General features: G+C 71.8%; 16 protein-coding genes. 2 read left to right on the forward strand and 14 right to left on the reverse strand.

The features are described 5' to 3' along the window. Positions 1-110 precede the first annotated feature (110 nt). The 8 genes from ACFY04_RS27505 to ACFY04_RS27540 all read right to left on the reverse strand — a co-directional run bounded on the left by ACFY04_RS27505 (position 111) and on the right by ACFY04_RS27540 (position 12,786). Positions 111-1,412, reverse strand: a complete 1,302-nt coding sequence (locus ACFY04_RS27505; protein ID WP_389120580.1) for a M50 family metallopeptidase — start codon at positions 1,410-1,412, stop codon at positions 111-113. Beyond that, positions 1,409-2,662, reverse strand: coding sequence for a 1-deoxy-D-xylulose-5-phosphate reductoisomerase (dxr, locus tag ACFY04_RS27510; RefSeq protein WP_389120582.1), 1,254 nt, complete (start codon positions 2,660-2,662; stop codon positions 1,409-1,411). The genes ACFY04_RS27505 and dxr overlap by 4 nt, the downstream gene beginning before the upstream one ends. A 20-nt stretch (positions 2,663-2,682) precedes the next feature. Further along, positions 2,683-4,011 (reverse strand): hypothetical protein, encoded by a 1,329-nt coding sequence (locus ACFY04_RS27515; RefSeq protein WP_389120585.1) that lies wholly within the window; start codon positions 4,009-4,011, stop codon positions 2,683-2,685. A 91-nt stretch (positions 4,012-4,102) separates the two neighbouring features. Continuing rightward, on the reverse strand, positions 4,103-6,037 hold the full coding sequence (locus ACFY04_RS27520) for an acyl-CoA dehydrogenase family protein (protein ID WP_389120587.1): 1,935 nt from the start codon (positions 6,035-6,037) through the stop codon (positions 4,103-4,105). 376 nt (positions 6,038-6,413) lie between these two features. Then, positions 6,414-6,923 carry an RICIN domain-containing protein gene (locus ACFY04_RS27525; protein WP_389120590.1) on the reverse strand — a complete coding sequence of 170 codons (510 nt, stop codon included), beginning with the start codon at positions 6,921-6,923 and terminating at the stop codon, positions 6,414-6,416. Between the two features lie 198 nt (positions 6,924-7,121). Beyond that, positions 7,122-8,567, reverse strand: a complete 1,446-nt coding sequence (locus tag ACFY04_RS27530) for an aldehyde dehydrogenase family protein (RefSeq protein WP_389120592.1) — start codon at positions 8,565-8,567, stop codon at positions 7,122-7,124. A 163-nt stretch (positions 8,568-8,730) separates the two neighbouring features. Next, entirely contained in the window at positions 8,731-10,311 is a 1,581-nt protein-coding gene (locus tag ACFY04_RS27535; RefSeq protein ID WP_389120594.1) for a PucR family transcriptional regulator, read from the reverse strand. A 126-nt stretch (positions 10,312-10,437) separates the two neighbouring features. After that, positions 10,438-12,786 carry an ATP/GTP-binding protein gene (locus ACFY04_RS27540; RefSeq protein WP_389120596.1) on the reverse strand — a complete coding sequence of 783 codons (2,349 nt, stop codon included), beginning with the start codon at positions 12,784-12,786 and terminating at the stop codon, positions 10,438-10,440. 252 nt (positions 12,787-13,038) lie between these two features. Between ACFY04_RS27540 and gabT the strand changes: the two genes are divergently transcribed. Both gabT and ACFY04_RS27550 read left to right on the forward strand, forming a co-directional pair. Beyond that, positions 13,039-14,385, forward strand: a complete 1,347-nt coding sequence (gene gabT / locus ACFY04_RS27545; protein WP_030012869.1) for a 4-aminobutyrate--2-oxoglutarate transaminase — start codon at positions 13,039-13,041, stop codon at positions 14,383-14,385. Between the two features lie 394 nt (positions 14,386-14,779). After that, on the forward strand, positions 14,780-15,352 hold the full coding sequence (locus ACFY04_RS27550) for a phosphatase PAP2 family protein (RefSeq protein WP_389120599.1): 573 nt from the start codon (positions 14,780-14,782) through the stop codon (positions 15,350-15,352). On the opposite strand, the gene ACFY04_RS27555 is transcribed toward ACFY04_RS27550, so the two are convergent. From ACFY04_RS27555 to ACFY04_RS27580, 6 genes are all read right to left on the reverse strand, one after another. Beyond that, positions 15,318-17,081 (reverse strand): chitinase, encoded by a 1,764-nt coding sequence (locus ACFY04_RS27555; RefSeq protein ID WP_389120821.1) that lies wholly within the window; start codon positions 17,079-17,081, stop codon positions 15,318-15,320. The two genes, ACFY04_RS27550 and ACFY04_RS27555, sit on opposite strands and share 35 nt — an antisense overlap. A gap of 112 nt (positions 17,082-17,193) precedes the next feature. Continuing rightward, positions 17,194-17,658 carry a hypothetical protein gene (locus ACFY04_RS27560; RefSeq protein ID WP_389120600.1) on the reverse strand — a complete coding sequence of 155 codons (465 nt, stop codon included), beginning with the start codon at positions 17,656-17,658 and terminating at the stop codon, positions 17,194-17,196. A gap of 171 nt (positions 17,659-17,829) precedes the next feature. Next, positions 17,830-19,248, reverse strand: coding sequence for an NAD(P)/FAD-dependent oxidoreductase (locus tag ACFY04_RS27565; protein WP_389120603.1), 1,419 nt, complete (start codon positions 19,246-19,248; stop codon positions 17,830-17,832). Positions 19,249-19,290: 42 nt separating this feature from the next. After that, entirely contained in the window at positions 19,291-20,097 is an 807-nt protein-coding gene (locus ACFY04_RS27570) for an ABC transporter permease (protein ID WP_030718627.1), read from the reverse strand. After that, the gene (locus ACFY04_RS27575; RefSeq protein ID WP_389120606.1) at positions 20,097-21,026 is read right to left on the reverse strand and encodes an ABC transporter permease; all 930 of its coding nucleotides are present in this window, start codon (positions 21,024-21,026) and stop codon (positions 20,097-20,099) included. The genes ACFY04_RS27570 and ACFY04_RS27575 overlap by 1 nt, the downstream gene beginning before the upstream one ends. After that, positions 21,023-22,171, reverse strand: coding sequence for an ABC transporter ATP-binding protein (locus ACFY04_RS27580; RefSeq protein WP_389120608.1), 1,149 nt, complete (start codon positions 22,169-22,171; stop codon positions 21,023-21,025). The genes ACFY04_RS27575 and ACFY04_RS27580 overlap by 4 nt, the downstream gene beginning before the upstream one ends. Positions 22,172-22,291 lie beyond the last annotated feature (120 nt).

The following is a 22,291-nucleotide window of genomic DNA, read 5'->3' on the forward strand; positions in this document are numbered from 1 at the left end:
ACGCCAACCAAGGCGCGGCCCGTGCATCCGAGGGGTGCGCCACCCGAACGTAGGGAGCCGGGCACGATCCGTGCCCGGCTCCCGCGGTCCTGGGGCAGAGCCCCCGCAAACTAGGTGATCTTGATCGGGTTGACCACGTCCGCCACCATCACCAGCAGGGTGAAGCAGATGAACAGACCCGCGACCACGTACGCGACGGGCATCAGCTTCGCCACGTCGAAGGGGCCGGGGTCGGGGCGCCGGAAGATCCGCGCGACGGTGCGCCGGAAGGATTCCCACAGGGCGCCGGCGATGTGCCCGCCGTCGAGCGGGAGCAGCGGCAGCATGTTGAACAGGAACAGCGAGAGGTTGAAGCCGGCCAGCAGGTTGAGGAAGAAGACCAGCTGGTGCTGGGCGGGGATGTCGAGGGTGAAGATCTCACCGCTGACCCGCGCCGCGCCGACGACGCCCATCGGGCTGTCCTGCTTGCGCTCCGCCCCGTTGAAGGCCGCGTTCCACAGGTCCGGGACCTTGGTCGGGAGTTCGACCAGCGACTGGACGCCGGCCTGCATCATCTCGCCCATGCGGTCGACGGACTGGCCGAAGGACTGCGGGACGTAGCCGGAGGCGGGGGCGAAGCCGAGGAAGCCCGCGGTGACGTACTCGTCCTTGACGTACCTGCCGCTGCCGTCCGTCTTGGCGACCTTGTTCTCGATCAGGTTCGCCTTGAGGTCCACGCGCTGCCCGGCCCGCTCCACCGTGATCGTGGCGGGGCCGACGGTGGCGCGGATGTCCTTCTGCAGGGCGGACCAGTCGCCGACCGATCGGCCGTTGAAGGCGACGATCTTGTCGCCCGCCTTCAGGCCCGCGGCCTTGGCGGGGGCGGCCGGGTCGCCGGGGGCGCACTTGTCGCGCTTCTCGCTCTGCTGGATGACGCAGTCCGAGACGGTGGCGACCGAGGTGGTCTGGGTGTTGAGCCCGAAGGTCATCAGGGTCGTGAGGAAGATCGCCACGGCCAGGATCAGGTTCATGAACGGCCCGGCGAACATCACGATCACGCGCTTCCACGGCTTGCGCGTGTAGAAGAGCCGGGTGTCGTCCCCGGGCTGGAGCTCTTCGTACGCGGCCGAGCGCGCGTCCTCGATCATCGACCGGAACGGCGAGGTGGAACGGGCGGTGACCTTGCCGTCCTCGCCGGGCGGGAACATCCCGATCATGCGGATGTAGCCGCCCATCGGGATGGCCTTGATCCCGTACTCGGTCTCGCCCTTCCTCCGCGACCAGACGGTCGGCCCGAAGCCCACCATGTACTGCGGCACGCGAATGCCGAAGATCTTGGCCGTGGAGAGGTGCCCCAGCTCGTGCCAGGCGATGGAGACCAGCAGGCCGACCGCGAAGACCACGACCCCGAGCACCGTCATCAGTAGTGTCATGCGCGCGCCTCCACGGCGGCCCGAGCCGCCATCTCCCGCGCCCGGGCCCTGGCCCAGGCCTCCGCTTCAAGGACGTCCTGGACCGTCAGGGAGGTTCCCGACTCAGGTGTCCCGTGCTCATCGACCACGGCAGAGACCGTATCCATGATTGCTGTGAACGGCAGCCGACCTGCCAGGAATGCTTCGACGCACTCCTCGTTGGCCGCATTGAACACGGCCGGGGCGGTGCCGCCGAGGGTGCCCACGTGCCGGGCGAGGCCCACCGACGGGAAGGCCTCGGTGTCCAGCGGGAAGAACTCCCAGGTGGAGGCCTTGGTCCAGTCGAAGGCGGGGGCCGCGTCCGGGATCCGCTCGGGCCAGCCGAGGCCGATCGCGATGGGGCCGCGCATGTCCGGCGGGGTGGCCTGGGCGAGCGTGGAGCCGTCGGTGAACTCCACCATGGAGTGCACGTAGGACTGCGGATGGACCACGACCTCGATGCGGTCGAAGGGGATGTCGTAGAGCAGGTGCGCCTCGATGACCTCCAGCCCCTTGTTGACCAGGGTCGCGGAGTTCACGGTGATCACCGGGCCCATGGCCCAGGTGGGGTGCGCGAGCGCGTCCTGGACGGTCACGCTCGCCAGCTCGGCGCGGGTGCGGCCGCGGAAGGGCCCGCCGGAGGCGGTCACCACGAGCTTGCGGACATCGGCCCGGGTGCCGGCGGCGAGCGCCTGGAAGAGCGCCGCGTGCTCGGAGTCCACCGGGATGATCTGGCCGGGCTTCGCCAGGGCCTTGACCAGCGGGCCGCCGACGATCAGCGACTCCTTGTTGGCCAGGGCCAGGGTCCGGCCCGCCCGCAGGGCGGCGAGGGTCGGCGCGAGGCCGATGGAACCGGTGATGCCGTTGAGGACGGTGTGGCACTCGGAGGCGGCGAGTTCGGCAGCGGCGTCCGGACCGGCCAGGATCTCGGGCAGCGGCTCGGAAGCACCGTACCGGGCGCTCAGCGCCTCTTTCAGGGCCGGTACGACGTCCTCGCGGGCGACGGCCACGGTCGTGACCCGCAGCAGGTGGGCCTGCTCGGCCAGCAGCTCCACCCGCCCGCCGGCGGCGGACAGCGCGGTGACGTTGAACCGGTCCGGGTTGCGCAGGGCGAGGTCGATGGCCTGGGTCCCGATGGACCCGGTGGACCCGAGGATGACGATGTCCCGGAGGCCGGCCGCGGGGTCGAAGAGGAGGTGCGGATCGGCGAGGGGGGCTGGGCGGTCGCTCATGCCCCCATTGTTGCCGCAAGTCATGAGCGGCCGGACACGGAGCCCCCTTCCGTTACCCGCAGAAGCAGGTGCGGGAGCGTTCCGGCGAACTCAGGGAGCGTCCGGGCGACGCTCCACCAGGCTTCGGGGTCCTCGTCGAGGGCCAGGGCCAGCAACTGGTCGGCCTCGGCGTGGGAGGCGAGGACGGCCGCGGGGCGGTCGTGCCGGTCGGGATGGTCCACGTCGCCGAGCCAGTGGTCCTGGTCGAGGGCCCAGCAGGCCGGCAGCTTGTGCCGGATCACGTCATGGCCGGTGAGCAGGCCGCGGTCGATGCAGTCGCGCACCCAGCGGATGTCCTCCTCGACCCTGTCCATCGGCACGGCGAGGCTCGTCAGGGCCAGCTCGCGCTCCACGCCCCCGTAGGGCGGGGCGGCCGTCGGGGACAGGTGGCGCACCGCGCGGACGAGGTCGGGGCCGGGCTCACCCGCGTCGGCCGCCTCGGGCACGGTGCCGTCGGCCAGGGCGGCGACCAGCGCGGGCAGCGGGCCCCGGTGTCCGGGGGCGTGCCTCAGCAGCTCCGCCCACAGCCGGGGATCGTCCCCCAGCGGGCGCAGGGCCCGCAAAACGGCCGTCTGCATGCCGGCCTGTTCGGGCAGGGTCCAGCGCAGGCCGTCGGTGTCGGGGAGGCGGGCGAGCAGCAGGGTCCGGTGCGCGGGGGCGACGTGCGTGACGAGTTCCTCGTGCGTGACCCGTCCCATCCGCACGGCGCGGACGGCCGGCCGGTGCCAGGAGCGCCCGTCCGGCGGCGCCGCCGGGGTGGCCAGGAAGGCGTGGACGGTCTCCAGGGGCAGGTCCGCGACGAGCAGCAGGGCCTCGACCGCGCCGGTCGGCAGCGGCTCGCGGAGGTGCTCGGCGAGCAGCAGCTCCGGGTCGGGCCGGTACCGCAGCGCCAGGATGTCCAGCGGGACCCGCGGCCCGCGCCTGCCGTGCCGGCGCAGCAGGCCGGCCAGCTCGGCCGCGCCGAGCGGTCCCTCGCCGGGGTCCCTGCCGAGTTCGGCGCGGAGCACCGGGAGGAGTTCGGGCGGGGTGCGGCGGCGGGCGTAGCGGGCGGGTCCGGGCAGGCCGGGCAGCGGCCGGCCCACGACCCTGGGGTTGCGCGCGATGAAGGTCCGGTCGGCCGCGCCGCCGTGTCGCAGCAGCAGGGTGACGGTCGAGGCCGACAGCCACTCGTCCCGGCACAGGTATTTGCGGGTGGGCTCGTCCAGCCTCCCGATCATGTCGGTGACGATGTGGTCCGGTGCGTGGCGCAGCAGGTGCGCCACGCACCAGGCCAGCCGTCGGCTGGTGCGGTCTTCCTCGGCCGTCGGCATCGTTCTCGTCCGCCTCGTGCTGTGCTCGTACGCGTACCAGTACTCGTACTCATCCTCGTACGTCTGTCCGACGTCCGGCGATGATCGCAGGTCAGCGGATGGGGCGGTGCACGTTTTTCTGTGTCGAGGGTCCGGGCGCCGCGTCCGCGATCCAGGGGCCCTCCCCGGAGGGGTCGAGGACGCCCTCCTCCAGCCAGGTGTAGGTGCCGGACAGGACGCCCGCGACCACCTTGCGGTCGAGGTCGTCGGTGTTGGACCAGAGCCGGCCGAAGAGCTCCTCCACGCGCAGCCGGGACTGCTCGCAGAAGGCGTCGGCCAGCTGGTAGGCCTCACGGCCGTGGGCGCCGGTGGCGCGCAGGTGCTCGGCGCGGACGCAGGCCGCGCTCATGGCGAAGAGCTCGGCGCCGATGTCGACGATCCGGCCGAGGAAGCCCTGTTTGGTCTCCATCCGGCCCTGCCAGCGGGACATGGCGTAGAAGGTCGAGCGGGCGAGTTTGCGGGCGCTGCGCTCCACGTAGCGCAGATGGGTGGAGAGGTCGGGGTGGCCGCTCGGATGGAAGGCGCGGTAGGTGCCGGGGACCTGGCCGGGGCCGGTGGCGAGCTTGGGCAGCCAGCGGGCGTAGAACCCGGCGGCGCGGGCTCCGGCCTTCGCCTTGTCGCCTAGTGCCTTCTCGGGGTCGATGAGGTCGCCCGCCACCGAGAGGTGGGCGTCGACGGCCTCGCGGGCGATCAGCAGGTGCATGATCTCGGTGGAGCCCTCGAAGATCCGGTTGATGCGCAGGTCGCGGAGCATCTGCTCGGCGGGGACGGCGCGTTCGCCGCGGGCGGCCAGGGACTCGGCGGTCTCGAACCCGCGCCCGCCGCGGATCTGGACCAGTTCGTCGGCCATCAGGCAGGCCATCTCGGAGCCGTAGAGCTTGGCGAGGGCGGCCTCGATGCGGATGTCGTTGCGGTCCTCGTCGGCCATCTGGGAGGCGAGGTCGACCACCGCTTCGAGGGCGAAGGTGGTGGCGGCGATGAAGGAGATCTTGGCGCCGACCGCCTCGTGCCGCGCGACCGGCCGGCCCCACTGCTCGCGTACGCCCGACCACTCGCGGGCGATCTTCAGGCACCACTTCCCGGCGCCGACGCACATGGCGGGCAGGGACAGCCGGCCGGTGTTGAGCGTGGTCAGAGCGATCTTGAGCCCGGCACCCTCGGCGCCGATGCGCTGGGACGCGGGGACCCGGACCCGGTGGAAGCGGGTCACGCCGTTCTCCAGGCCGCGCAGGCCCATGAAGGCGTTGCGGTGCTCGACGGTGATCCCCGGCGAGTCCGCCTCGACGACGAAGGCGGTGATCCCGCCGCGGTGGTTCTCCGACTTCGGGACGCGGGCCATGACCACGAGGAGGTCCGCGACGACGCCGTTGGTGGTCCACAGCTTCACGCCGTCGATGACGTACGCGTCGTCCCCGTCCGGGACGGCCGTGGTGGCCAGGCGCGCCGGGTCGGACCCCACGTCGGGCTCGGTGAGCAGGAAGGCGCTGATCGCGGTGGTGGCGCAGCGGGGCAGGTAGGCGTCCTTCTGCTCCTGCGTGCCGAACATCTTCAGCGGCTGGGGCACGCCGATCGACTGGTGGGCGGAGAGCAGGGCCCCGATGGCCGGGCTCACCGAGCCGACGAGGGCCAGCGCCTTGTTGTAGTAGACCTGGGTGAGACCGAGGCCGCCGTACTTGGGGTCGATCTTCATGCCGAGGGCGCCGAGCTCCTTGAGACCGCGCACGGTCTCGTCGGGGATCTTCGCCTCGCGCTCGATGAGGGCCCCGTCGATGCGGGTCTCGCAGAACTCCCGCAGCCGGGCCAGGAAGGCCTCGCCCCGCCGGACGTCCTCGTCGGCGGGGAGCGGATGGGGGTGGATCAGGTCGAGCCGGAAGCGTCCGAGGAACAGTTCCTTGGCGAAACTGGGTTTGCGCCAGTCCTGTTCCCGGGCCGCCTCCGCGACCTGCCGTGCCTCGCGCTCGGTCACCTTGGGCTGTGTTGCGGACATGAGGGGACTCACCTCGCCGCCGAAGTCGGAAGTCGGGGGTCCACCGGCATTACCAGCCGGTGCTACCTGTGAGTCGTACCCGCTCGGGGCTCCGGGAAAGCCAGCGAACGCGGAGACCGCCCGAGCACCGGCGCAGTTGGCCTACAACACCACCCCTGACCTGCGGGGTCTCCCGACGCCCCCAGGTCGCTTCGTACCGGCCCACGGCGGCCGGTCAGGTCCGGTGCCTCCCACGGACGCCGGACGCCCGACACGGCACCGCCCCGGCACGGGAGCCGGGACGGCTCATGCCGGGACGGTCGGGCCACGAACACAAAAGGATTCACGGCTCCGAAGTAGTCTCACCAAAAACCCTCCGGCGGCTGCCGCCGAAGTCCTACCAGGCCCAGTACTGGTCCGCGTAATAGCCGCAGGTGTACTGCATCGCCGCATTGCCGTTCGCAGTACCCTGCACCACGAGGCACTTGTTGCTGTTGTAATTCACGTACCACGTGTAGCTGGAATTGAGGTGGTAGGCGTACCACTTCTGGTCATTCAGTCCGGTGCACGTGTACTGGAATACGGGCGCCCCGTCCGCGTTCCCCTGGGCCGTGAGGCACTGCCCGCTGTGATCGTTGCGGATCTCGGCGGGGACGCCGGAGGTGTTGACGGACCAGCTCTGGTCCTCATAGTTCCCACAGGTGTACTGCGTCGCGCGAGAACCGTTGGAGCCGTTCGCCATGACGACCAGACACTTGCCGCTGTTGATGTTCTGCAGTCCGTAGTGTCCGGGCGGGTTGATCACGCTGAAAGGCGTGACAACGTCGGCCGACGCGGCGGCCACCGGAAGAAGCGCCGCGAAAATGGTGAAGAGCGCCGCTAAGACACCGAGCCGCTGCTTTTTCATAAATCCCCCCTGCACAGAGGAGCCGAATTTCGACCCTCCCCGGCGGGGGGATTACCAAAGGCTATCGGGCGACTACAACGGTTTTATTTCCTCGCATGTGCCGGGCTCGCCTGCTATGCGAGCCGGGATGTGGACGCAAAAGACGGCCGGAGCCCCCGCACAGTAGGCTCCGGCCGTCGGCTTTCGGGCCGTACGAGATCAGATGTCGAGGCCGGTCAGGACCAGGACCCGCTCGTACGTGTAGTCGTCCATCGCGTAGCGGACGCCCTCGCGGCCCACACCGGACTGCTTGACGCCGCCGTACGGCATCTGGTCGGCGCGGTAGGACGGCGCGTCGCCGATGATCACACCGCCGACCTCGAGCTCGCGGTGGGCCCGGAACGCGGTCTGGACGTTGCGGGTGAAGACGCCGGTCTGCAGACCGAACTTCGAGTCGTTGACGGCGGCGAAGGCCTCGTCGGTGTTCTCGACCTTCTTCAGCGTCAGGACCGGTCCGAAGACCTCCTCGGTGGCGAGCTTGACGCCGTCCGGCACGTGGGCCAGGACGGTGGGCTCGTACGAGGCACCCGCGCGCTTGCCGCCGGCGAGCAGCTTGGCTCCGCCGGCCACGGCCTCGTCGACCCAGGACTCGACACGCTGGGCGGCGGCCTCGGAGACGAGGGGGCCGACATCGGTGGCGGAGTCGGACGGGTCGCCGGTGACCTGGGCCTGGACCTTCTCGACGACCTTCTCGACGAGGCGGTCGTAGACGGAGGCGTCGGCGATCACGCGCTGCACGGAGATGCAGGACTGGCCGGCCTGGTAGTTCGAGAAGGTCGCGATACGGGTCGCAGCCCAGTCGAGGTCGGCCTCGGAGGACCAGTCGTCCAGGACGACGGCCGCGGCGTTGCCGCCGAGCTCCAGGGTGCAGTGCTTGTGGGGCACCGACTGCTGGATGGCGTAGCCGACGGTGTCGGAGCCGGTGAAGGAGATGACGGGCAGGCGCTCGTCCTTGACCAGGGCCGGCATCTTGTCGTTGGCGACCGGCAGGACCGACCAGGAGCCGGCCGGGAGGTCGGTCTCGGCGAGCAGCTCGCCCAGGATCAGCCCGGAGAGGGGCGTGGCCGGGGCGGGCTTGAGGATGATCGGCGCGCCGACGGCGATGGCCGGGGCCACCTTGTGGGCGCACAGGTTCAGCGGGAAGTTGAACGGCGCGATGCCGAGGACCGGGCCCTTGACGAAGCGGCGGGTCAGCGCGAGACGGCCGACACCACCGGCGTCGGTGTCGAGGCGCTGGGCCTCTCCGCCGTTGAAGCGGCGGGCCTCTTCGGCGGCGAAGCGGAACACGGACACCGCACGGCCGACCTCACCGCGGGCCCACTTGACGGGCTTGCCGTTCTCGGCGGAGATCAGCTGGGCGATCTCCTCGGTGCGCTCGGCGAGCCGCTTGGACACGTGGTCCAGGGCCGCGGCCCGTACGTGGGCGGGGGTCGCGGAGAACTCCGCCGTCGCGGCGTACGCCGCGGCCACGGCCTCTTCGACCTGCTCGTCGGTGGGCACGCTGACGGTGCCGACCAGGCGGCCGTCCCACGGGGAGTGGACGTCGAAGCTGTCCTCGCCGGTGGCCTGGCGGCCGGCGAGCCAGAAGGCGTGGGTGGAAGTCATGCGAATCCCGGCCCTTCGGAAGTGTGCGGTGGGTCCTGACCCCTCCACCGTAGAACTCCGGCGGCGTTTCGGCGTTTGTCCCTGATGGAGCGGCGGGTCGTCGCGCTTCGCCGCTTTGTCACTGTCCAGCCGGCCCGGTGCGCGCCCCCGGGAGTCACTACGCCTAGGACGGGGCCGAGGTCGCCTTGAGGGCGAGCCACAGCTCCATGCGGACGTCCGGGTCCTCCAGGGAGCGGCCGAGGATCTCCTCGACCCGCTTCATCCGGTAGCGCAGGGTGTGCCGGTGCACGCCGAGGTCGGCCGCGGCCGCGTCCCACTGCCCGTGGCGGGAGAGCCAGGCCTGGAGCGAGGCCACCAGGTCGCCGCGCCCGGTCGCGTCGTGCTCCCGCAGGGCGCGCAGGGTGCCGTCCGCGAAGGCCCGTACGGCGTCGTCGGCCAGCAGCGGCAGGACCGAGCCCGCCGCCATGTCCTCGTGCTCCACCATCGGCCGGCCGCGGCGCCGGGCCACGGCCAGGGCCTGGTCGGCCTGCTTGAGGGCCGCCGCCGCACCGCCCGGTCCGGCCGGCGCGGACAGGCCGACCACCAGCTCGTCCGGCTCCGGCCCGGCCGCGTCCCGGCCGCGCCGCGCCTCCAGGACCTCCGCGTGGTCCATGCACGCCTGTACGGCCGAGCCCCCGTCGGAGGCCAGGACCACGAGCCGGCCCTCCTCCGGGACGACGAGCAGCGCCTCCCCGGTCCGGGCCGCCGCCGACTCCACCGTGTCGGACAGCAGCGCCAGGCCTTCCGGCTGCGCGGTCCCCGCCAGGGCCGGCTCGGCCACGACGATCCGGAACGGTGCCTCCAGCAGGGCCCCGTACAGGTCCCCGGCCACGGCCCGCGCGTGGTCCGCCTCGCCCGCGAGCAGCATCCGCAGCACCGCCGCCCCCAGCCGGGACTCGGCGTCGTGCAGCGAGCGCGAGCGCTCGGTGGTGAGGGTGAGCAGCGCGACCGCGGAGTGGACGGCGTACCGCTCGGCCGTGCCCAGCGGGGCCGCGGTACCGACGGCGAGCGCGCCGCGGGCGCGCCGGCCCGTGCCCAGGGACTGGAGTTCCACGCGGTCCTCGGAGCCGCCGACCACGGCGCTGGCGGGGGCCGGGCGCTCCCGCAGCCGTTCCACGTCGGGCGTCAGCCGGGCGGCGCGGCGCGCGGCCCAGTCGGGGGCGGCCGCGACGACCGCGCCCGAGGTGTCGTACAGCGCGGCCCAGCCGTGCACGTGCGCGGCCAGTTTCACCAGCAGCTCGGTGGGGCCGTCGACGGAGAGCGCGGCCCGCGTCAGCTCCCGCTGGGCCTCGAAACCGGCGGTGACGGCCCGGTACTGGTCCGCCGCGAGGGCCGCGGAGACCGCCTTGCTGATCGCCAGGAAGGGGGTCCGCCGCGGTACCTCCAGCAGCGGCATGTCCTCGGTCCGCGCGGCCTCGACCAGTGCCTCGGGGATCTCCTCGTAGTTGACGCCGATCGCGAAGCCGATGCCGACGACCCCGGCCGCGGCGAGGCGGCGTACGTAGGCGCGCATCTCCTCCGGGTCCCCCGCGTCCAGCTTCATCGCGGTGATCAGGAGCAGCTCCCCGCCCTCCATGTAGGGGACGGGGTCGGCGAGCTCGCTGACGTGGGCCCAGCGCACCGGGGTGTCGAGGCGGCCCTCTCCGGCCCGGACGCTGAGCTTGAGCGCCGAGTGCTGGACGAGTGAGGCGAGGGTGAGCGGCATCGGTTACCAGTGGCCTTAGCGGGAGGGGCGAGCGGGAGGGTCAGGAGGCAGACCGCCGACGGTTTTCGCCGTGTCGTACGAACGACTCCCCTCGATTCTGCCACCTCGTACGGGTCGGGGTGCGGGTCAGGACGTTCCGGCCAGGCGGACCAGCAGCGGAGCCGCCCGCTCCCCGCGCACCGAAGTCAGCGACAGGACCGCGTGCCCCGGCGGCACGGCGTGCGCCAGGTCCGATGCGGACCACCGCTCGCGCTCCACCTGGCGCACGGTCACCGCGTCCGTGGTGACCGCCTTGCCGGTGACGAGCTTGCGGAAGGAGTGCATCAGGCGGGTGAGCGGCTGGTCGGCGAAGACGGTGCGGTGGGTGACGTCCCGCGTCTCCACCCACTCCGTGCCCCAGGCCTCTGCGAAGCGCTTGCCGTCCCAGGTGGTGACCCCGGAGAAGGCCATACGGCAGCCGACCGCCCCGAGCAGCGGTGTCCGCAGCGCCTCCGGTACGTCGTCCAGCGTGCGCAGCGTGAGCAGGACGCCCGCATGCGCCGAGCGCAGCCGCTGGACGCCGCGGACGGTCTCGGCGGTCAGGGTGTGGGAGGCGTCGTCGAAGGCGAGGAAGGCGAAGAGGGAGCGGTCGGTGCGGGCGCCCGCGGCGGCGTTGAACTGGGCGAGCAGCAGCCGGGCCAGCATCCGGGAGGCGTCGGCGTGCCCGCGTTCGGGCAGGTCCACGCGGACCCGGATCGGGTGCTCCAGGGCGCGCAGCGAGAACGGCCGGCCCTGGCCGGTGGTGTCGAAGAAGCCGGCGAAAGCCGGCCGGTCCAGCAGGGCCACCCGGTCGGCGAGGGCGGGGCCGGGGTCCGCGGGGGCGCCGTGCTGGCGGGCCCGGGCGTCGAGCTCGCGCAGCATGGCGTGCTGTCCGGCGAGGTCGCGGCGCAGCGCGTCGAAGGCGGTGGGGACCTGGTCGAGCAGCTCGCGCAGTTCGGGCACGGTCGGGAAGCGGTCGTACGCCGCCCGGAAGGGGCCGAGGAGCTGGGCGAGGGCGGTCGCGGCCCGGCGTACGTCGATCCCGGGGACGTCCCCGACGAAGGCCTCGGCGAGCAGGGTGGCGGCCTCGTCGGGGTCGGTGGCGCCGCCGTAGAGGTCGAGGTCGTAGACGGAGGCGGGGTCGCCGACCCGGACCACGACGTCGAAGGCGGCGTCCGGCCCGAGCTGGGCGCCGGCCGCGCCGACGGCGACGACGGCGGCCTGGCCGGCGAGGGCCTGGAGCGAGAGCGACTCGACGACGGGCCGCACCAGCCGCCGGGTCTTGCCGGTGCCGGAGGGGCCGACGGCGAGCAGGGAGGTGCCGAGCACGTCGGGGTCGAGGGCGAGCGACGTGCCGCGGCGGGAGTACGGGTTGCGGGCGCCGTCCTCCACGGTGCCGAGCAGCACCTGCCGGGCCAGCAGATCGTGCCGGGCGGCCCGCGCGGGCAGGTCCCGCGCCCCGGACGGGTGCACGCAGGCGGCGGCGCCCTTGTCACGCACGGCGTCGGCGAAGGCCCGCATCCGCGAGGGGTCGACGCGCACGGAGTCCCAGGCCCGCCGGATCCGGGCGTAGTCCACGTCGTTCATCCGCCCACCCCCGGCCTCCGCCTCCAGCCGCTCGGCAACCTCCCCCAGCCCGGCGGCCCGCAGCTGCGGCCAGCGCGCGGGGTCGTCCTCCTGCTCCCCGGCAGGTGTCGCCCGGGTGCGGTCCGGGCCGGCCGGATCCGCGGCAGGCCGGATCCGGCGCAGCAGGCGGACCGCGCCGCCGAGCCAGGCGAAGGCCAGGACGACGGCCACGTCGATCGCGGTCTTCGCCGTACTGTCGAGCGCGAGGTTGGCCTCCTGGTCCGTGCCGTAGGGCAGGAACGCGAAGACCAGCTGCCGGAGCGGCAGCTGGTGGTTGTCGACGAGGAGGAGCGTGACCCACGCGAGCGGTACGACCGCGAGGGCGGGAGCCCAGGGGCCGCGCTCGACGACCAGGCGGCTCCATGCGGTCCGCCAGCTGCCGAGCCGGCCGAACCCGCAGAGGAGCGCCGAGACGAAGAGCAGTTCGTAGACCGGCTTGGCCCGCATCCCGCCCGTCCCCATGACGGGTTCCCCGTTCGCGGCGTACCAGCTGTCGGGGGTGAAGAGGTTGAGCGGTGCGTCCCAGAAGGGGATGTACGTGTTGCGCATCAGGGACCAGACGAGGACGCACGCCAGGAACGAGACGAGTGCTCCGGTGGCAAGAGCCCGGTCGGGGGTCGTCGGTGGCTCCACCGCCTCCCGCGGGAGGTGGCCGTAGCGCCATACGCCCGGCTCGGCGACCGGCCGGGGGGTGCGCAGCCAGTCGGCGACGGTCGGCCCCCGGTCCGGCGCGTGGCGCGGCTTCGGGGGGTGCGCCGGCGGGGCGGCGGCAGGTCTAGGTACGCGATCCGAGCGGGTTGCCCGTCCGTCGTACGTGCCCTCGGTGTCCATGAAACCCCTGCCCCCTGCCCGTGCCTGCGCTGCGTCGCTCAATGTAGTTGCCCGGCGTCGGCCGTGGGCCCGTACCCGCGCTCCGATGCGCCGCGCCGTCCACAAGACGCGCGCCTGGGTCCTTCCTATGGCCGTCACGGACAAGGACACGCGGTGATCACTACCGAACGGAGCATGCAGGACCACCGCTCCCGGGCCTAGCCTGCGGACAAAGAGACAAGTGCGTCCGAAAACACCCCCCAGGAGCCCCCTATGACCGCTGTTCCGCAGGAGCGCAAGATCGTCACCGCGATCCCCGGCCCCAAGTCGCAGGAGCTGCAGGCCCGCCGCCTCCAGACCGTGGCCGGTGGCGTGGGCTCCGTGCTCCCCGTCTTCACGGCCCGCGCGGGCGGCGGCATCATCGAGGACGTCGACGGCAACCGCCTGATCGACTTCGGCTCCGGCATCGCCGTGACCTCGGTCGGCGCCTCCGCCGAGGCCGTCGTGCGCCGCGCCTCCGCGCAGCTCGCCGACTTCACCCACACCTGCTTCATGGTCACCCCGTACGAGGGCTACGTCGAGGTCTGCGAGGCCCTCGCCGAGCTGACCCCGGGCACCCACGCCAAGAAGTCGGCCCTGTTCAACTCCGGCGCCGAGGCCGTCGAGAACGCCGTCAAGATCGCCCGTTCGTACACCAAGCGCCAGGCCGTCGTCGTCTTCGACCACGGCTACCACGGCCGTACGAACCTCACCATGGCGCTGACCGCGAAGAACATGCCGTACAAGCAGGGCTTCGGTCCGTTCGCCCCCGAGGTCTACCGCGTCCCGGTCGCCTACGGCTACCGCTGGCCCACCGGTGCCGAGAACTGCGGCCCCGAGGCCGCCGCCCAGGCGATCGACCAGATCACCAAGCAGATCGGCGCCGAGAACGTCGCCGCGATCATCATCGAGCCGGTCCTCGGCGAGGGCGGCTTCATCGAGCCGGCCAAGGGCTTCCTGCCCGCGATCGTGAAGTTCGCCAACGACAACGGCATCGTCTTCGTCGCCGACGAGATCCAGTCCGGCTTCTGCCGCACCGGCCAGTGGTTCGCGTGTGAGGACGAGGGCATCGTCCCGGACCTGATCACCACCGCCAAGGGCATCGCGGGCGGTCTGCCGCTCGCCGCCGTGACCGGCCGCGCCGAGATCATGGACGCCGCGCACGCGGGTGGCCTGGGTGGCACCTACGGCGGCAACCCGGTGGCGTGCGCCGGTGCGCTCGGCTCCATCGAGACCATGAAGGAGCTCGACCTCAACGCCGCGGCGAAGAAGATCGAGTCCGTCATGAAGGCCCGTCTGACGGCCATGCAGGAGAAGTACGACATCATCGGCGACATCCGCGGCCGCGGCGCCATGATCGCGATCGAGCTGGTCAAGGACCCGGTGTCCAAGACCCCGTTCCCGGAGGCGGCCGGCGCGCTCGCCAAGGCCTGCCACGCCGAGGGCCTGCTCGTCCTCACCTGTGGCACCTACGGCAACGTGCTCCGCTTCCTCCCGCCGATCGTCATCGGCGAGGACCTGCTGAACGAGGGCCTGGACCTCATCGAGGCCGCGTTCGCGGCCATCGGCACGGCCATCTGATCGAACGGCTAGAACGTGCGCACGCAGCGACCGGCCCCTACCGGCGGTAACGGGCGGACGCTGTGAAGAAGCTGTGGGGGGCCGATGGCGGGAGCGCGATCCTGCTGCCGGTCCCCCTTTCACTGCCGTACGGTTTCTGCAGATGAGTGAGACACCCCGCTCCAGGGAAACCGGGGGCGACACCAGTACTGGGCTTCCCCAGCACCGTACTGGGCATGCGTTCGCGCACACTCCTCACCGATCGGACAGCCGTTCGCCCCAAACCCCCCGGGGCGCCCGGCAACCCGATCCGGGCGGCCGTCCCGGAACCATCCCCCCTGTTCCGGGACGGCCGGCCACTCCTCTCCTGATCGCCGCGGTCTGCGGCCTCCTCTTCTCCCTGGTCACCTGGCAGGTGCTGGTCTCCGGCCCGCTGCTGACCCCGGACCACGCGCTGAGCCGCGCCCTGGTGCGCACGGTCCCGGACTCCGTCACCGAGCGCCTCTCCGACCTCGGCAACATCCCGGTCGCCGTGCCCGTCCTCGTCCTGGCCATGGCCTACGCCGCCCGGCGCGGGCGGGCGCTCGCCGCCGGGGCCGCGGGCCTGGCGATGGCCCTGGTGCCGGCCCTGGTCATCCCGTTCAAGGAGTGGACCGCCCGGCCCGGACCCCTGGAGCCCTGGGCCGCCGGCTACTTCCCCTCGGGCCACACGGCCACCGCCGCCGTCGCGTACCTCGGCGCGGCCCTGCTCGTGCGCCCGTACGCCCGCCGGGCATGGCCGACGGCCGCCGCCCTGGTCCTCACGGGGGCGACGGCCGTCGGGCTGATCCTGCGGGGGTGGCACTGGCCGCTGGACGTACTGGCCAGCCTGCTGCTCTGCACTCCCCTGCTGCTCGGCGTGGCGTGGGCCGACCGGGCGAGGCGGGTCAGCCGGGTCGGCCGGGCGAGGCGGGTCAGCCTCCGAAGTACGCGTCGAAGTTCCGGCTGAACTCCCAGCCTCCGAAGCGGTCCCAGTTGATCGACCAGGTCATCAGGCCGCGCAGGCCCGGCCAGGCGCCGTGGGTCTGATAGGTCCCGCAGTCGGTCTTCTTCGTCAGGCAGTTCAGGGCCTTGTTCACCTCCGCGGGCGAGGTGTGGCCGTTGCCCGCGCTGGTCGTGGCCGGCAGGCCGATGGCGACCTGGTCCGGGCGCAGGGCCGGGAAGACCCGGGCGGTGTTCCCGGCGACCGGGAAGCCCGTGAGCAGCATGTCGGTCATGGCGATGTGGAAGTCCGCGCCGCCCATGGAGTGGTACTGGTTGTCGAGACCCATGATCGAGCCCGAGTTGTAGTCCTGGACGTGGAGCAGGGTGAGGTCGTCGCGCAGGGCGTGGATGACCGGGAGGTACGCGCCGGCCCGCGGGTCCTGGCCGCCCCAGGGGCCCGAGCCGTAGTACTGGTAGCCCAGCTGGACGAAGAAGGTCTCCGGGGCCATGGTCAGGACGAAGTCCGGTCCGTACCGGGCCTTCAGGGTCTTCACGGCCGAGATCAGGTTGACGACGACCGGGGTGGTGGGCGCCCGGAAGTCGGTGTCCCCGGTGGTCAGGGACAGGGAGTGGCCTTCGAAGTCGATGTCCAGGCCGTCGAGGCCGTACTCGTCGATGATCTTGCTGACGGAGGAGACGAAGGTGTCCCGGGCGGCCGTGCTCGCGAGCTGGACCTGGCCGTTCTGGCCGCCGATCGAGATCAGCACCTTCTTCCCGGCCGCCTGCTTGGCCTTGATGGCCGCCTTGAACTCCGCAGGGGATTCGACGTTCGGGCATTCCGCGACCGGGCAGAGCCGGAAGCGGATGTCGCCCGAGGTCACCGAAGTGGGTTCGCCGAAGGCGAGGTTGATGACGTCCCAGGAGGCGGGGACGTCGGCCATCCGGACGTAGCCGGAGCCGTTGGCGAAGCTCGTGTGCAGGTAGCCGACGAGCGCGTGCGCGGGGAGGCCGCCCCCGCCGCCTCCCCCGCCACCGGGCGTGGTCGCGGAGGCGGGCGCGCTCTGCGGGGAGGTGCCCGCCGCGTTCACCGCGCTGACCCGGAAGGTGTAGGTGGTGGCCGCGGCGAGGCCGGTCACGGCCGCCGAGGCGGAGGTGACGCTCACGGGCGCCGCGCCGTCCCGGTGGACGGTGTACGAGGTGGCGCCCGGGACCGCCGACCAGGACAGCGCGACGGACGTCGACGAGGTGGCGGAGGCGGTCAGGCCGGTGGGGGCGGCCGGGGGCTGGGGCTGCCCGGGACCGCCGGGGTCCGGGCCGACCAGGGTGAGGTCGTCGGTGACATGGGCGGGCTGGCCGTACCAGCCGTGGGTGTAGACGGTCACCGAGGTCGTGGCCGGGCCGGTACGGAAGGTGGTCGTCAGCTGCTTCCACGCACCCGGCGTCTGTGTCCAGGCCGACACGTCGGTGGTGCCGGTGCCGGTCGCGCCGAGGTAGACGTACGCGCCCTGCACCCACGCGCCGAGCATGTACGCCGAGTCGGGCTTGACGGTGACGGTCTGGGAGCAGCGGGCGTTGTCCTGGCCGGCCGGGGTGGCCCGCAGGGCGGAACCTCCGCCGTGGACGGGTGCGGTGACGACGGCTCCGCTGCCGCCCGAGCAGCTCCAGCCGTCGAGGCCGGCCTCGAAGCCGCCGTTGCGTACGAGATCGGCGTCGGCCGCCGCGGCGGGCGGTCCCGCGGCGAGGAAGCCGGCCACCGCGAGGGCGGCGGCCGTGAGGAGGGGTAGGGCTCTGCGCACAACTGCCTCCGGTGCATGGGGGGATGGAGGGGGTCAGCGGCGCCCAAGATGGTCCAGACCAATGCCCTTGTCAAGACGTCCGGCCCGCCTTCGCCGGCACGCCCGCAACGGCCTCGTGCATCGCGAGCTCCAGCACGGCCGGATCGGTGAGCGTCCCCTCGCCGTCCGGGATCACCAGCCAGCGCACCCCGCCGGTCGCCCGGCCGGGATACGGGACCACGATCCAGCTGCCGCGCCCGGCACCCCGTACGCCCGTGCCGAGCCACCGCGACGCCGTGCCCGCGGGCGCGAAGAAGCCCACCCTGCAGTCGCCGGAGTCGGCGAGCACCGGGCCGGGCCGGCCGAGCAGCAGGCGGAACACGTCGAGAGTGGGCCGGCCCAGCTCCCCGGGCAGGATCAGCACGTCCCAGCGCCGGCCGGCGGGCAGCAGGGCGACCCCGAGGGGGTTGCGCTCCCACTCCCTCCGGCAGGCGTCCGGATCCGGCGCCACCGATACCAGCCAGTCCACTGCCGTCCTGGCCCCCGGAATCGTCATCGCCCGGCCTCCGCTCCCTGTAGGTGAGGGGTTCTCGCCTGGAGAGAGCGGGGCCGGGCGCAGGTATGACGCGGGTTTCTTTACTCCATGGCAGTGAACCGGGCCACACGGTGACCGGCGGTCCGCGCCGGGCGCGCGGTGGGCAGCGCGCGGTTCGGGGTCAGGGGCGGCCTAGCTGTCGAATCCGAGGCCGAAGCGGTCCAGCGTCTTGAGCCACAGGTTCCGGTGTCCACCGCGGGCGTCCGCGCGGGCCAGCGACCACTTGGTGAGCGCGATCCCGGTCCAGGCGAAGGGCTCGGGCGGGAACGGCATCGGCTTGGACTTCACCATCTCCAGCCGCGTGCGCTCGGTGGAGAGCCCGTCCAGCAGGTCCAGCATCACGTCCGCCCCGAACCGGGTGGCCCCCACGCCGAGGCCGGTGTAGCCGGCCGCGTAGGCCACCTTCCCCGAGTGCGCGGTGCCGAAGAAGGCGGAGAAGCGCGAGCAGGTGTCGATCGCGCCGCCCCAGGCGTGGCTGAACTTCAGCCCCTCCAGCTGCGGGAAGGCTGTGAAGAAGTGCTCCGCGAGCTTCAGGTAGGTCTCGGGACGGTGGTCGTACTCGGAGTCGAGCTTCCCCCGGTAGGGGTAGACCGCGTCGTAGCCGCCCCACAGGATCCGGTTGTCACGGGTGATCCGGAAGTAGTGGAACTGGTTGGCGCTGTCGCCGAGCCCCTGCCGCCTCTTCCAGCCGATCGCGGCCAGCTGGGCCTCGTCGAGCGGCTCGCTCATCAGCGCGTAGTCGTAGACGGGGACGGTGAACGGGCGGACCCGGCGGACCAGCGAGGGGAAGATGTTGGTGCCGAGGGCGACCCGGCGCGCGAGGATCGTGCCGTAGGGGGTCGTCACGGTCATCCCGGAGCCGGCCGCGGCCAGCTTGAGGCCGCGGGTGTTCTCGTAGATCCGCACCCCGAGCTCCAGGCAGGCCCGCTTGAGGCCCCAGGCCAGCTTCGCCGGGTTGAGCATGGCGACGCCGTCGCGGTCCCAGAGGCCCGCGAGGAAGGTCGGCGAGTCGACCTCGGCGCGCACCGCCTCGCCGTCCAGCCATTCGGAGCCGTCGGCGAGGCCCAGGCGCAGCGCCTCCTCGTGCAGTTCGCGCAGCTCCTCGACCTGGTGCGGTTCGGTGGCGACGTCGATCTCGCCGGTCCGCTCGAAGTCGCAGTCGATGCCGTAGCGGGCGACGGCCTCCTCGATGGCGTCGAGGTTGCGGGCGCCCATCTCCTCCAGCCTGGCCAGCTCGCCGGGCCAGCGGGCGATTCCGTTGCTGAGGCCGTGGGTGAGGGAGGCGGCACAGAATCCGCCGTTGCGGCCGGAGGCGGCCCAGCCCGCCTCCTTGCTCTCGATCAGTACGACGTCCCGCTCCGGGTCGCGCTCCTTGGCGATCAGGGCGGTCCACAGTCCGCTGTAGCCGCCGCCGATGACCAGCAGGTCGCAGCGCTCGTCGGAGGTCAGCGCCGGCTCGGGGGCCGGCTTGCCGGGGTCGTCCAGCCAGTACGAGACCGGCTTCGCTTCGGAAAGGGATTTCGCAACACTACGCATGGCGACTGGGGCCATGGCTTCCAACTCCCTACGGAACTGATGACGTGCTTTCCCGAATTACTTCGGTTGTGCCTTCTTGCGGCGGTTGCCGACCATCTGGCCGGCGAGGACCACCAGCACCGCGATGACGAACATCGCCGTACCGATGACGTTGATCTGCACGGGCGTACCGCGCTGGGCCGATCCCCACACGAACATGGGGAAGGTGACGGTGTTGCCCGAGTTGAAGTTGGTGATGATGAAGTCGTCGAAGGAGAGCGCGAAGGAGAGCAGCGCGCCCGCCGCGATACCGGGTGCCGCGATCGGCAGGGTGACCCGTACGAAGGTCTGCACCGGGCCGGCGTAGAGGTCGCGGGCGGCCTCCTCCAGCCGCGGGTCCATGGACAGGACACGCGCCTTGACGGCGGCGACGACGAAGCTGAGGCAGAACATGATGTGCGCTATCAGGATCGTCCAGAAGCCCAGCTGGATGCCCATGTTGAGGAAGAGCGCGAGCAGTGACGCCGCCATCACGATCTCGGGCATGGCCATGGGCAGGAAGATCAGCGAGTTGACCGCCCCGCGCGCCCGGAAGCGGTAGCGCACGAGGGCGAAGGCGATCGCGGTGCCCAGCGCGGTCGCGACGAGGGTGGACCAGAGGGCGATCTGGAGCGAGAGGGACAGGGAGCCGCACATGTCGGCGACCCCGCAGGGGTCCTTCCACGCGTCGAGGGAGAACTCCTGCCAGGCGTAGTTGAACCGCCCGGTGGGGTTGTTGAAGGAGAAGACGGTGACGACGACGTTCGGAAGGATCATGTACGCGAGCGTGCCGAGGCCCGCGATGACGACCAGGTTGCGCCGGAGCCAGGTGAGGGGATTGCGCATCAGACCAGGTCCTCCGTCCCCGCTCGGCGGATGTAGATGGTGACCATGATCAGCACGATGGCCATGAGAATGAAGGACAGCGCGGCCGCCGTCGGGTAGTCGAGGATCCGCAGGTACTGCGACTGGATGACGTTGCCGATCATCCGGGTGTCCGTGGACCCGAGCAGCTCGGCGTTCACGTAGTCACCGCTCGCCGGGATGAAGGTGAGCAGGGTCCCGGAGACCACGCCCGGCATCGAGAGCGGGAAGGTCACCTTCCGGAAGACCGTGGCGGGGCGTGCGTACAGGTCCCCGGCCGCCTCGTGGAGGCGGGTGTCGATGCGCTCCAGCGAGGAGTACAGCGGCAGGATCATGAAGGGGAGGAAGTTGTACGTCAGACCGCAGACCACCGCGAGCGGCGTGGCCAGCACCCGGTCCCCCTCCGTCATGCCGAGCCAGCTGGTGACGTCGAGGAAGCCGATGTTGTTGAGGACGCCGACCACCGGGCCGCCGTCGGCCAGGATCGTCTTCCAGGCCAGCGTGCGGATCAGGAAGCTGGTGAAGAACGGGGCGATCACCAGGACGAGGAGCAGGTTGCGCCAGCGGCCCGCCTTGAAGGCGATCAGGTAGGCCAGCGGGTACCCGAGCAGCAGGCACAGCGCGGTCGCGGTGCCCGCGTAGAGCAGGGAGCGCAGGAACTGCGGGTAGTACTCGGTGAAGGCGTCCCAGTAGGTCCCGAAGTGCCAGGTGACCTGGAAGCCCTCTTCGAGGGAGCCGGTCTGCACCGAGGTGGAGGCCTGGTAGACCATCGGAAGCACGAAGAACACCAGCAGCCACAGGATGCCGGGGAGCAGCAGCCAGTACGGGATCAGCCGCTTGCGCAGGGCCGCCTTGTGCACCGGGGGTTCGGTGGCGGCGGGCGCCTGGGGCGGCGCCGCGGTGGTCGTCATGCGCTCTCCTCCACCGTCTCGATGCCCGCGTCGATGTCCTGGGCCGCGTCGAGGCCGAAGGTGTGCTCCGGGTTCCAGTGCAGGATCACCTCGGCACCCGGCACCAGGCGGCCGTCCCGCTCGATGTTCTGGGCGTACACCTCCAGCTCCGGACAGACCTGGCTGTCGATGACGTACTGGGTGGAGACGCCTATGAAGGAGGAGTCGGCTATCCGGCCGGTGATCTTGTTGCGGCCGGCCGCGATGGTGTGTTCCTCGTCGGCGTGGACCAGGGAGATCTTCTCGGGGCGCACCCCGACCAGGAGCTTTCCGCCCGCGCGGGGGGTGGTCGAACACCGTGCGGCGGGCAGCCGCAGGGTGGTGCCGGAGGCGGAGACGACGACCTCGGAGCCGGCGGAGTCCACCGAGGCCTCGATGAGGTTCGAGGTGCCGAGGAAGTTGGCCACGAAGGTGGTGCCCGGGTTCTCGTACAGCTCGGCGGGGGCGCCCAGCTGCTCGACGCGGCCGCCGTTCATCACGGCGACCGTGTCGGCCATGGTCATGGCCTCCTCCTGGTCGTGCGTGACGTGCACGAAGGTGATGCCGACCTCGGTCTGGATCCGCTTGAGCTCCAGCTGCATCTGGCGGCGCAGCTTGAGGTCGAGGGCACCGAGCGGCTCGTCGAGGAGGAGGACCTGCGGGTGGTTGATCAGGGCGCGGGCGACGGCGACGCGCTGCTGCTGGCCGCCGGAGAGCTGGTGCGGCTTGCGCTGGGCGAACTGGCCGAGCTGGACCAGCTCCAGCATGTCGTCGACCTGCTTCTTGACCGACTTGATGCCGCGGCGGCGCAGCCCGAAGGCGACGTTCTCGAAGATGCTCAGGTGCGGGAAGAGCGCGTAGCTCTGGAAGACCGTGTTGACCGGGCGCTTGTACGGCTGCAGGTCGGTGACCTCCCGGTCGCCGAGGTGCACCGTGCCGGTGGAGGGCTCCTCCAGGCCGGCGATCATGCGCAGGGTGGTGGTCTTCCCGCAGCCCGAGGCGCCGAGCAGGGCGAAGAAGGAGCCCTGGGGGATGGTGAGATCCAGCGGGTGCACGGCGGTGAAGGTGCCGTAGTGCTTGCTGATCCCGGAGAGGCGGACGTCGCCGCCCGCGGTCTTGTCAGTCATGGATGGTCCCGGGGTTGGGTGGGTCAAGGGGTCGAAGGCTCGGCGGAGCAGAACGGAGCGGAACGGGCCGGGCCGGGCCGGGCCGCCGGAGAGGTCCGGCGGCTGGCGCCGCGGTCCGGC

The organism is Streptomyces sp. NPDC001549, assembly GCF_042894025.1.
GTDB classification, from domain to species: Bacteria; Actinomycetota; Actinomycetes; order Streptomycetales; family Streptomycetaceae; genus Streptomyces; species Streptomyces kutzneri.